This is a genomic window from Bacteroides sp. AF25-5LB (genome assembly GCF_003602965.1).
In the GTDB taxonomy this organism is placed as follows: Bacteria; Bacteroidota; Bacteroidia; order Bacteroidales; family Bacteroidaceae; genus Bacteroides; species Bacteroides uniformis.
The window spans coordinates 38,778-51,142 of the sequence record NZ_QTMC01000018.1; the positions used below are offsets into that span (position 1 = coordinate 38,778).

Annotated in this window: 8 protein-coding genes; 4 read left to right on the top strand and 4 right to left on the bottom strand. The window is 51.7% G+C overall.

The window, feature by feature from the left end; genetic code table 11:
- Nucleotides 1-40: 40 nt before the first annotated feature.
- Both DWY57_RS17040 and DWY57_RS17045 read left to right on the top strand, forming a co-directional pair.
- The gene (locus DWY57_RS17040; RefSeq protein ID WP_119962133.1) at nt 41-1,441 is read left to right on the top strand and encodes an aldo/keto reductase; all 1,401 of its coding nucleotides are present in this window, start codon (nt 41-43) and stop codon (nt 1,439-1,441) included.
- A gap of 99 nt (nt 1,442-1,540) precedes the next feature.
- Nucleotides 1,541-3,466 carry a TonB-dependent receptor gene (locus tag DWY57_RS17045; protein WP_119962134.1) on the top strand — a complete coding sequence of 642 codons (1,926 nt, stop codon included), beginning with the start codon at nt 1,541-1,543 and terminating at the stop codon, nt 3,464-3,466.
- Here DWY57_RS17045 and DWY57_RS17050 read toward each other — a convergent pair.
- Together DWY57_RS17050 and DWY57_RS17055 are read right to left on the bottom strand one after the other, a co-directional pair.
- On the bottom strand, nt 3,463-4,908 hold the full coding sequence (locus DWY57_RS17050) for a hypothetical protein (protein ID WP_119962146.1): 1,446 nt from the start codon (nt 4,906-4,908) through the stop codon (nt 3,463-3,465). The two genes, DWY57_RS17045 and DWY57_RS17050, sit on opposite strands and share 4 nt — an antisense overlap.
- A gap of 27 nt (nt 4,909-4,935) precedes the next feature.
- Nucleotides 4,936-6,489: an AAA family ATPase gene (locus DWY57_RS17055; RefSeq protein ID WP_117601255.1), complete on the bottom strand. Its 1,554-nt coding sequence runs from the start codon at nt 6,487-6,489 to the stop codon at nt 4,936-4,938.
- Between the two features lie 529 nt (nt 6,490-7,018).
- Here DWY57_RS17055 and DWY57_RS17060 point away from each other — a divergent pair.
- The gene (locus tag DWY57_RS17060; protein WP_117601256.1) at nt 7,019-7,657 is read left to right on the top strand and encodes an HU family DNA-binding protein; all 639 of its coding nucleotides are present in this window, start codon (nt 7,019-7,021) and stop codon (nt 7,655-7,657) included.
- A 114-nt stretch (nt 7,658-7,771) separates the two neighbouring features.
- Complete coding sequence (nudC, locus tag DWY57_RS17065) at nt 7,772-8,578, top strand: NAD(+) diphosphatase (RefSeq protein ID WP_117601257.1); 807 nt, start codon at nt 7,772-7,774, stop codon at nt 8,576-8,578.
- A 289-nt stretch (nt 8,579-8,867) separates the two neighbouring features.
- Here the strand turns inward: nudC and DWY57_RS17070 are convergent, their stop codons facing one another.
- Together DWY57_RS17070 and DWY57_RS17075 are read right to left on the bottom strand one after the other, a co-directional pair.
- On the bottom strand, nt 8,868-10,610 hold the full coding sequence (locus DWY57_RS17070; protein WP_119962135.1) for a phospho-sugar mutase: 1,743 nt from the start codon (nt 10,608-10,610) through the stop codon (nt 8,868-8,870).
- A gap of 81 nt (nt 10,611-10,691) precedes the next feature.
- Nucleotides 10,692-12,335, bottom strand: coding sequence for a C69 family dipeptidase (locus tag DWY57_RS17075; protein WP_117601258.1), 1,644 nt, complete (start codon nt 12,333-12,335; stop codon nt 10,692-10,694).
- Nucleotides 12,336-12,365: the final 30 nt, after the last annotated feature.

The window sequence follows — 12,365 nt, forward strand, 5'->3', positions numbered from 1 at the left end:
TATCACCCAAATATCCATTTATAATTTCAGTCCTATCACAATGAAAGAAGACAAGAACAAGATAAACCGCCGCGATTTCTTCAAGCTCGCCGGTGCAGGAACGCTTGCCTCGGCAGCAGCCCTGTACGGCTGTTCGGGCAACAAGAACAACGGGGAGAGCGAATCGGCCGCGCTGGGCGAGATACCAACCGACAAGATGACCTACCGTACCAATCCCAACACGGGCGACCGGGTTTCCCTGCTAGGATACGGATGCATGCGATGGCCCACCCGCAAACGCACCGACGGGAATGGAGACGAAATAGACCAGGAAGCCGTGAACGACCTGATAGACTATGCCATTGCCCACGGAGTGAACTATTTCGACACCTCCCCCGCCTATGTGCAAGGTCTGTCGGAGCGCGCCACGGGCATTGCCTTGAAACGCCATCCACGGGAGAAATTCTTCCTTGCCACAAAGCTGTCCAACTTCAGTCCCAGCACGCACAGCCGCGAAGAGTCCCTTGCCATGTATCACCGCTCCTTCCGCGACCTGCAAGTGGACTACATCGACTACCTCCTGCTGCACGGCATCGGCATGGGCGGCATGGAAGCCCTCCGTTCCCGCTATCTGGACAACGGCATGCTGGACTTCCTGCTGAAAGAGCGCGAAGCCGGACGCATCCGCAACCTCGGATTCTCCTATCATGGAGACATCGAAGTCTTCGACTACCTGCTCTCCCGCCACGACGAACTGAAATGGGACTTCGTACAAATCCAGCTGAACTACGTAGACTGGCGACATGCCAAAGAAGTGAATACCCGCAACACGGACGCCGAATATCTGTACGCCGAACTGGTGAAGCGAAACATCCCGGCCGTCATCATGGAGCCGCTGCTGGGCGGACGCCTATCCCGCCTGAACGACCACTTGATGGCACGTCTGAAACAACGCCGCCCGCAGGAGAGCGTGGCTTCCTGGGCCTTCCGATTTGCAGGTACTTTCCCCGATGTGCTGACCGTACTGAGCGGAATGACGTACATGGAGCATCTGCAAGACAACCTGCGTACCTTCTCCCCGCTTGTTCCATGTACGGAAGAGGAGTTTACCCTGCTGGAAGATACCGCCCAGCGAATGCTGCAATACCCCACCGTGCCGTGCAACGACTGCAAATACTGTATGCCGTGCCCCTATGGGCTGGATATTCCAGCCATCCTGCTGCACTACAACCGCTGTATCAACGAGGGCAACGTGCCGCAGAGCAGCCAGGACGAGAATTACCGCGAGGCACGCCGTGCCTTCCTGATAGGCTATGACCGCAGTGTTCCCCGCCTGCGCCAAGCCAACCGTTGCACTGGTTGCGGCCAATGTAACCCGCACTGTCCGCAAGGCATCGACATCCCGGCAAAACTGCAGGAGATAGACCGGTTTGTGGAAGCGCTGAAGCAGGAAACCCTTTAACGGACTTATCTTTAACCCCGGTTGTCCATTTTAAGGATTACCAATCATATACAGATTCTTCTTTTTGTATAACTTTGCAAAAAGAACCATAGATAAACGATGAATAAAAAGATTTTAACCGCAATTTTAATAAGTATCGCCCTTCCGGGTAGTATGCTGTCCGCACCTGCCGACAGCCTCCGGCTAAAAAGTTACAAGCTTGATGAAGTCGTGGTGACCGGGACAAGAAATGAAACAGACATCCGCCACCTGCCAATGACCATCTCCGTAGTGGGCCGCCGGCAACTGGAACAGACCTACCAGCCCTCCATCCTGCCTGCACTGACCGAGCAGGTGCCCGGACTTTTCACCACAAGCCGCGGCATCATGGGCTACGGCGTATCCACGGGAGCCGCAGGAGGCATGAGCCTGCGCGGCATAGGCGCCGGAGTAAACGCAGCCGGAGGACCTACAACCAGCCTGCTGGTGCTGATAGACGGACACCCGCAATACATGGGCTTGATGGGGCATCCCATCGCCGACGCCTACCAGAGCATGATGACCGAACGGGTGGAAGTGCTGCGCGGTCCCGCCTCCGTCCTCTACGGGTCCAATGCAATGGGCGGGGTTATCAACATCGTCACCCGCAAGATGCAGGAGGACGGGGTGAAAACCAATGCGCAGATAGGATACGGTTCCTACAACACCCTGCAGACGGAAGTCTCCAACCGCGTAAGGAAAGGGCGTTTCAGCAGCGTGGTGACCGGCTCGTACAACCGTACCAACGGACACCGTGACGACATGGAGTTTGAGCAGTATGGCGGCTATGCCAAACTGGGATACGACTTCAGCGACACCTGGAAGCTGTGGGGCGACGTGAACATCACCCGCTTCAACGCCTCCAATCCCGGCGAAGCCGACAATCCGTATATAGACAACGACTCGCGCATCACACGCGGCATGACCTCCTTCGCACTGGAAAATCGTTACGACCGTACTTCCGGCGCCGTGAGCTTCTTCTACAACTGGGGCCGGCACAAGATTAATGACGGCTACCACCCCGGAGGAGAGCCCCAGAAGTCGCACTTCAACTCCAAAGACCGGATGCTGGGCATATCGTGGTATCAAAGTGCCACGCTCTTCACCGGCAACCGCCTGACCGTAGGTTTCGATTACCAGCACTTCGGCGGAGAGTCCTGGAACAAGGTTGTCGCCATCGACGAAGCAAAACCCGGACAGCAGATTGGCGACCATATCCCCGGTGTGGACAAGCAGATGGATGAATTTGCAGGCTATGTGGATTTCAGGCAGGACATCAACAGCTGGCTTTCACTGGACGCCGGTGTCCGCATAGACCACCATTCGCACGTAGGCACGGAATGGATTCCCCAAGGGGGACTGGCTTTCCATCTGCCCCGGCAGGCGGAACTGAAAGCAATGGTGAGCAAAGGATTCCGTAACCCCACCATCCGGGAGATGTACATGTTCCCTCCACAGAACCCCGATTTGAAAGCGGAGAGCCTGATGAACTATGAACTCTCCTTTACGGGGCAGCTTTTGGGAGGGGCCATGTCCTATGGGGTGAACCTCTACTACATCAACGGGGACAACATCATCATGACGGACCCTGCCCTGCGCAAGAACGTCAACTCCGGAGAGATAGAGAACTGGGGCGTGGAAACCAACCTCGGCTACCACATCAACCGCCACTGGCAGATAAACGCCAACTACAGCTGGCTGCACATGGAGAATCCGGTACTGGCTGCTCCCGAGCACAAACTTTATGCCGGTGCGGACTTTACGCAAGGACGCTGGAGTCTGTCTACCGGTATACAATACGTGAAGGGGCTTCATACCTCAGTCACCCCGGGCAAGGAGAAGCAGGAAAGCTTCGTACTCTGGAACCTGCGTGCCAACTACCGTCTGTGCAGTTTTGCCGACGTCTTTGTCAAGGGCGAAAACCTGCTGGCGCAACGCTATGAAATCAATGCAGGCTTCCCCATGCCGAAAGCCACGGTGATGGGAGGCGTAAATATCAACTTTTAATACTGTCGCGAAGGAGTATATTCCACCCGATAGATATGGTCGAAGAATGGTGCCCACTCATTGTCCGTGATGCCAATCTGCAGACCGTAGAAATGTGTACCGGCTTCCCGACAGCGGCGAATCTCCTCCATAGAGGCAGGTGAAGAGTGAGGAATCTTGAAATCGCTGACCCAAAGCACATCGGCATTCATATACTCCTTGCCTTCTTTGAGCAGGCGGAACGTGGCTTCTAGCATACGGGTGGCATCTGTATCCCCGCAAGCTGTCTTTGAGAAGAATTCGAGCAGCCTTGCCCGCTCTTTCCTTACGTCAATCGGATGAATGGAGACGGAAAAGGCTATCAGAAAGCAGTTCCGCCGTTGACGGTCGGCTATCTCCAGGAGCTTTATCAGCAGGGAGTGGGCAATCTTCTCCGGCTTGCCAGCCATGCTTCCCGAGGTGTCCAGACAGACAATCATCGGACCTTTGGGACGGGCAGGCTTGGTTTCGATGCGCCGGGCAGGCTGCATGATTTCCGATTTATAACGAAAGGTCTGGAGCTTGCGAGTAAGGTATTTGTAGACGAACAAATCTTCCAGTTCACTGTCAGCGGAATGGGCAAGCTCAATGGGAAGCAGAGCATTGAGGTCGTTGCCGGTACTGATACCCAGGATGTCACATTTGGAGGAGTGCTCCATTTTGTAGACGTTTCCCTCGGCAACGCGGATTTGCTCACGTCCTTCGTCGTCTGCCATACGCCCCATCTTGCGGGCCACTTTCACTATCTCGGGGCAAGAGCGCTGGATGCGCACGATTTTCCGTATACGCTCAAAGTCGACAGTATTCCACAAGCCGCTCATCATGCCCCAGGTCTGGAAGAATTCGTCCTTATCCACCCGGTTCTGGCGGATGTACTCGGGGATGTCTTTCAGATTGGAACGGAGCCTGCGCTCGAGGGCATCTTTGCGGAAAGCAATCTCTTTCTCCTTTTCTTCGTGCATCTTCAGTTGGAAGGCGTCTTCCCAGTCGTCCACCATTTTCTCCCAGACTTCATCGTCCGCATATCCTCCTTCTGTGCCGAAGTGGCTGCGGTAGAAACGGGAGTCGAAGCCGTACTCCCGGTATTTGTCGGAAATCTGTTGGAGCAAGGCTTGCCAGCCGTCTTTCCGCTTTGCCATGGACCATTCCAGCACGAGCTTCATCCCGGTCTGTTCCGACTGGCTTTTCCGGAGGTTGTACCTCTCCTTCTCCAAGTTCAATTGGATGAACTGAATCATGGTGTCGTAAAAGATACGTGCACAGACCTCATTGCCCAGCACCTGCACCTTGACCATGGAGTCGTTCATCACGGAGAGCAGATAGGCATACAAGGGCTCGGTGTCCGTCTCCGCACACTCTCCGGTGGCTACGAAACGGTCCAGTGCCTGCACATAGAAAGCGGTGTCATATCGGGTGGTATTCATGGCTGTCATCCTATTTGTTACCGGAGATTATTCGTCTCCATACCTCAATTTCCGCATATCCACACGCGCCCAGGCTATCTCCTTGCGGATGGTGGATACGTATTGAGCCACACTCTTTTTGTCCTCTTCGGAAACGAAGATATTGTCGGACAAGTCTCTTACCAGACGGTCTATATTCGTGGCAGCAGTGTCCAGTTCCGTCTCATAGTCGCGGTCGGTAATGGAGAGGTTCCCCAGCCAGAGCTGTTGCTCCTCACCCCGTTGCAGGCGCCGCATAGGGAAGCGCACACCGTTGATATAGAGATGCTTGTCGTCGCGGTAGAGGGTGACGCGTTCGGTGCCTTCCTCTTTCACGGCACTGGTGTCGGCAAAGGCGCGGATGATGGTACGCTTGGGATTGATGGGGTCGGCATACATTACGCCCAAGGTGAGGGCATCTTTGGCGCTGTACTCCTTCAGATTTTTGTAGTCCACGATAAAGATGTAGGTGTTGCCCGTACCATGTTTCTCCACCTGGTAGTAGAAGTGTTCCGTTATCAGCAGGTCATCGTCCCTACGGTCGCCGGCAAGGCGGGCTTTGTCGATGGCTTCGCGCACACGGCTGACTTTCAAATCGGATTTCAGCGAGGAGGCGATACCGGCAATCTGTTTTGTGTGGGACACGAATAAGGCACGGATAACGATGCCACGGATGGCAACGCTCTCATCAGGCTCACTCCATAGGCAGTGGTAGACGGGAAGCAGGTCGGTCATGGAGACTTCCGTGCGGCCGTGGACGAAGGCGGAGGCCTTGAGCAGCTTCACGATGTTCTTCCAGCGACGGTCGCTGACGTAGACATTGCGGCGCAGGTCGGAGTCTTGCATCTCTACGCTTGTCAGTCCGTGGCGAATGGCTGTGATGCAGGAAAGAACATCGAGAGGCAAGGTTACGCGGCGTATCTCAGCTTGCCATTCGGCATACTCGCGGTCGGAGATTTGCCATTCGCAGGCAGTCGTTTCCGGATGGTCGGCAGAATCGTCCAGCAGCATTTTGTAGAAAGATTCTTCCTGCTTGACACAGGTGCAGAGAATGCGGATGAGGAAACGGTCCCATAGGGCTTCCAGTCCCTCGCCTTGAGCGGGCAGTTCGTTGCTGGCAGCTACGAGCAGTTTGAGGGGGAGATGCAGTTCCTTGTCGCCATTGCGGAAAAGTTTCTCGTTGATGACGGTCAGCAGAGTGTTCTGTATGGCAGGGCCTGCTTTCCATATTTCGTCCAGAAACACGACATCGGCTGTGGGCAGATAGCCGTCGATGGCACGTTCATACTTGTCGGATTCTTTCAGTCGGCTAATGCTGACAGGACCGAAAATCTCGTCGGGCGTAGAGAAGCGGGACATCAGGTATTCGAAGGCACGGGCATCTGTAAAAGCCGACTTTAGCCGCCTGGCTACCATTGACTTGGCTACTCCCGGAGGTCCCAGGAGCAGGATGCTCTCGCCTGCCAGAGCTGCCAGCAGGGAGAGGTTTATTTCAGTTTCTTTTTCGTATACTCCCCGGTTCATTTCGGAAAGGAGGAGACGAATGCGTTGGGTTATTTCCACAATATGATTTATTTATAGTCAGTACTCATGTATAAAGAAAAGTGTGTAAAGATACAAAATAGTAGGGAAATCAGAGAGAGTCTTATTAAGATTCACTATCTTTGGAAAACAAATACACACAGACACGCATACACACGTTGTGATTTGCTTTCATTTCCTATATCTATTACCATTTCTACCTGGAGACAAATTGTCCCCAGGTAAGTGACCAGTCCTTCATCGGATCAGTCCCTATTATTGGGGATTTAACAATCCCCCCTCTTTTGCCGAAAACTAAAACTTTCCTCCCCAAACACTACCCTTCGTATCACAATATTTTATACCTTTGTTCACTAAGAAATAATCGTCCCATACCCATTTCTGTTTCGTCCGACAGCTGTCGGACGATAATTAAACAACTGTTGGACGATAATGCAACAGTTGTCGGACGATTAGTTTTTAGGAAGAAGAAAATTATCCGCTTAGCGACAAAAATAATTCCCCGAAGCGACGAGAACTGTTTATCGCTATAAACAAAAATAAATATCTTATGAGCGCGTATTACGACCTTTACGAAACGCCTTCGCCCGACGGGAAAGAAGACAAGAAATCACTCCATGCACGTATCTGCCCGAAAAGGACTTATACCCAAAAGGAGTTTGTGGAACATATCGCAACTTTCCAACATCTGCCCAAGAATGTGATAGGGGCAGCATTGGATGCCTGCATTGACGAGTTGTGCGATTTGCTGGCCAACGGAAACATCGTGGAGCTGGGAGAACTCGGATTCTTCAGCACTTCACTGAAATGCTTGCGCGAGACCGACGACGAGAAAAAGAAAATCCGCTCCGAATCCGTCCAATTCCAAAACGTACACCTGCGCATCAGCAGCACGTTCCGCAACAACATCAAGAAGAAAATGACGTTGGAACGTGTACACTCCACTACCAAGAAATCGAAAAAAGTAGTAGAGACCACCGAAGAAACAAGAAAAGCCGAACTGAAACTGTTCCTCAAGCAGAATGTATGTATCAACAAGAACGAATACATCCAATTGAGCGGACTAACCAGACATGCCGCCATAGACGAGCTGAACAAATTCATCCGGCAAGGGTTCCTGCGCCGCCGCGGAATGGGAAGGTCAACGGTCTATGTGCGGCAAGAAAAAGACACAGCAAACGAAATTTAGGGGGGCGAACACAGAGACACAAAGACATAGAAATTAATGCTTTATCTCTTTGAAAAGAATCTCTGTGCCTTGGTATTTTCGTGTTCATCCCCCCAAATAATAAAACAACAAACAATGGAAAAATCAACAGAACCCCAACCCTCCACGCAGTGGTTCGTCTTCTTCAAAGACCAACTGCTACTGAAAAAAGGATATACAGACAAAGGAGAAATAAAATACAGCGTACCCGTCAGTATAGAGCCTCCTCTGACACCGGAAGCCGGAAGTAATATACACGAAGTGTTCCCCCCCAACGGCAAGCAAGTACGTGCATTTGCCCTGAAACAGCCTGTGACCGAGAGCGACGAATGGGTAATGATAGGCCTGCGCGCATCGTACGACTACATCACCCCGGACGAATACCGTTCCGCAGGAAAGGCCTTCCAGATACTCTATTGGGACGAGCACAGCCGCTTCTGCCCCGTGTGTGGCACCGCCATGGAGCACCAGACCCCCATCATGAAGAAGTGTCCCAACTGCGGCAATGAGATGTACCCTCCCGTTTCCACCGCCATCATCGTACTAATACGCAAAGGAAACGAAATCCTGCTGGTGCATGCACGCAATTTCCGCGGGACCTTCTACGGACTGGTGGCAGGTTTCCTCGAAGCCGGCGAAACACTGGAAGAATGTGTGGAACGGGAAGTTTTTGAGGAAACGGGGCTGAAGGTAAAGAACATCACCTACTTCAGCAACCAGCCCTGGCCCTACCCCAGCGGATTGATGGTGGGTTTCATTGCCGACTACGAAAGCGGAGAGATAAAACTGCAGGAAGATGAGCTGACCGCTGCCGCCTTCTATTCCAAAGACAACCTGCCCGAAATACCACGAAAGCTGAGTATCGCAAGAAGGCTGATAGACTGGTGGATGGAGAACAATTAAAAATTAAAGAATTAAAAAGAGGGGGGAAGAAATTTAAAAAAGCAAATTGCGGAAAACACACACTCACAAACGAACAACTACGAATGAAACGACTCTCATTCACATCAACCAATCGGTGTGTAACCGCAATCTGCATATACTAAACTTCCCTGCAAACGTTTTGTTCATCAACCATCGGCTTTAAGTCTTTATTTAAGTTTTCTTTCAACACAGAAGCAAAAAGAAAAGGCGCAGCCCTCACGGGTTACGCCTCTCCAAACACTATATACACATTTTTTCCTCTTTCCTATCAAAAGCCGAGTGACTTGCGCACTGCCTCCACTTTCTTTTCAGCTTCGGCATCAGCGCCGGCATAGCATTTCGGACAACCCATCTCGCCCTTCACCTCGATATAGAACTTAATCTTCGGTTCCGTACCGGAAGGACGGACAGAAATCTTCGTGCCGTCTACAGTGAAATATTGAAGTACATTGGAAGTCTCTGGCATATCCAGCTTGCTTACATTACCCCGGACATCGGTAGCCTCCAATGTCTTGTAATCCTTAATCAGGCTGACAGCCGAACCGCCGATTTCCTTCGGAGGATTGGCGCGGAAGTTATCCATCATCGCCTTGATTTCTTCGGCACCGCTCTTGCCGGGTTTCACCACGTTCACGGTGGTTTCCTTTGAGAATCCGTATTCTACATAGATTTCCATCAATACGTCATAGAGTGTCTTGCCCTGGTCTTTGGCCCAAGCACAGATTTCGGCCAGCAAGGAGCAGGCAGAAACCGCATCTTTATCACGGACAAAATCTTCGGCCAGGAAGCCATAGCTTTCTTCACCACCACCGATATACTGCTGCTTGCCTTCGCTCAGACGGATTTCGCGAGCAATCCACTTGAAGCCGGTGTAGCAGTCGCGCATTTCAATCTTGTTCTTGTCTGCCACAGCCTTGATGAGTTCAGTGGTCACGATGGTCTTCACGATGAAGTCGTTCGGCTGCATCTTGCCCATTGCAATACGGTTCTTGATGATGTAGTACAAGAAAATGAGACAAGTCTGGTTACCATTAATAAGCACCCACTCGCCCTTATCGTCCTTGCAGGCCATACCGACACGGTCGGCATCCGGGTCACTTGCCATCACGATGTCAGCGTCAATCTTCTTGGCCAGCGCAATGGCCATGGAAAGGGCTTCGGCATTTTCGGGATTCGGAGAAACCACCGTCGGGAAATTGCCGTCCTTCACCATCTGTTCGGGCACGCAGTTGATATTCTCAAATCCCCACTCCTTCAATGAGTCCGGAATGAGCACGCGGCCTGCGCCATGAAGCGGAGTATACACAATGCTGAGGTCTTTCTGGCGACGGATGACTTCGGGGTCAATGGAGATGGAGTGAACCATGTCCAGATAAACCTTATCCACTTCCTTGCCGATAATCTGAATCAAGTCCTTGTTGCCGTTGAACTTGATGTCGGCCACCGTCACCTTATTCACCTCGTCTATGATGGCTGTATCGTGCGGAGCGAGCACCTGCGCACCGTCATCCCAATAAGCCTTGTAGCCGTTGTATTCTCTGGGGTTGTGGCTGGCTGTAATGTTGATACCGCTCTGGCAACCGAAGTGGCGAATGGCAAATGAAACTTCGGGCGTAGGACGAAGGTCATCAAAAAGATATACCTTGATGCCGTTTGCAGAGAAGATGTCGGCAGAAATCTTTGCGAACTTGTCGCTATTGTTGCGGCAGTCGTGCCCCACAACAACGGAAATATCCTTCTTTCCGGCAAAACATTTGTTCAGATAGTTGGACAAGCCCTGCGTTGCGGCACCTACGGTGTAGATGTTCATGCGGTTTGTACCGGCACCCATGATGCCACGCAGACCACCCGTTCCAAACTCCAGGTCTTTGTAAAAACTGTCTATCAATTCGGTTTTATCTGGATTTTCCAACATGCGTTTCACTTCTGCCTGAGTTTCGGCATCATATGCCGGGGTAAGCCATTTTTCGGCTTTCTCAGTCACCTGCTTAATCAGTTCCTGATTTTCCATAAGACTGTTATTATTTTAAGGGTTAATATAAACTTTTTTGTAAGACACAAATGTAGAAGAATAAGTTCAAATATCCTAATTTTATTCAGGCATTTTATATCTGTCTCCCGTCTGCTTAACATACTCTTCGAGGAACTCCTTCGGGTATCCCGGACGGATTACGCCTGCCGGCTGGCCGATGGAATTACGTTCGAATTGACCGTTTTTCATACGTTTGACAACGCCGTCATTATACTTTACGACAAGAAACTCGCCAAGACGTTTCCAAGTATCGAAAGTGCTTTGGGCAGTCATGTTCGTATAGTTGGTAAGGAATGCCTTTGCTTTGGCAGGGTCTTTTTCCAGCAGTTTGGCAGCAGCAGCCTCAACGCCTTCCTGCGCTTCGTTGAAGGTTGTCTCCAACTCTGTCTGAGTGGCACGCACGTCGCCCATCATCAAGTCATAACGGGGATAAACCATATTGGCCACCCAGTTGAAAATCCAGAAAGCGGAGTTCCAGGAGAAAGTGATGTAATCGGCGCCGTCCACACGGGTGTAGCATACGGGAACCTTGTCCGTACAGCAGTATACGGGCGTAAATACCGTCATGTTGGCATCATCTGTGCCGAACCACAATACTCCACCGATAGGGTCGGGCAACTCGGAGCGCATCTGTGCCACGAATACGAAACCGCTCTGCTGGGTGGAGATGGGACGCTCATTGAAGTATTCCTGGTCATCCACCTTGAAAGAGAGTGGAGAAAGGCGGTACGGGGTATGATACGGGCCTGCGCCGAAATCTTTGCTGATGTCGAGAGGAGTACCTTCATAATGGTCGCGCATGGCGTTCTTCACATCCTGCACGGAAACCTTGCGGTTGGGCTTCACAAACAGAGGCATCGGAGTGTCCGTCTCACCCAATATATAAGGCAGGAACTCGTTGCCGCGGTCGGTAAACATATTGAAATAGCTCCATACGCGTGCCTCGCAATAGCGACGGGCACCGAAATCGAGCGGAGCGTAGGCATCGGCAAAGCTGAAATCCTTGTTCACACCGTCAAAATAGCCCTTCTCGCGTGCAAAAGAGATGACGTCGGCAGAGTACATGCAGTTTTCCTTGTCATTCATATTGAACTGATGAATGCGGCTCTGATTGGCATGTGCGGAGATACAATCATCGGGCACGCGGACAGCTACCCATACGGCACCGCGCACACCGGGTCCCTTGCCAATCATCTCCATAATCCATATCTCGTTGGGGTCGGCAATGGTAAAGGACTCGCCACCGCTGTAATAGCCGTATTCCTGCACCAACTCCGTCATCACCTTGATAGCCTCGCGGGCGGTGCGTGAGCGTTGCAGACCGAGGTAAATCAAACTGCCGTAGTCGATGATGCCGGTGGTATCCACCAGCTCGGGACGTCCGCCGAATGTCGTCTCACCGATAGTGAGCTGGAACTCATTCATATTGCCAATGACATTGTACGTCTGGCGGGCCTGCTCTATCTGCCCGAGGTATTTGCCGGTGTCCCACTCGTGTATGTCAATCAGCGTACCTTTCTTGTGCATACCGGCAGGATAATGATACAACTCGCCGAACAAACCATAAGAATCGGCAGAATAGGAAACAATGGTAGAACCGTCCGCAGAAGCGTTCTTGCCCACGATAAGATTGGTGCAGGCCAGCGCATTCGCCACGGCTGCCACAACAAACAAGACGGAAAGAGTCAGTCTTTTACTTTTCATACTTCTAAATTATAATGTTACTAAATATTT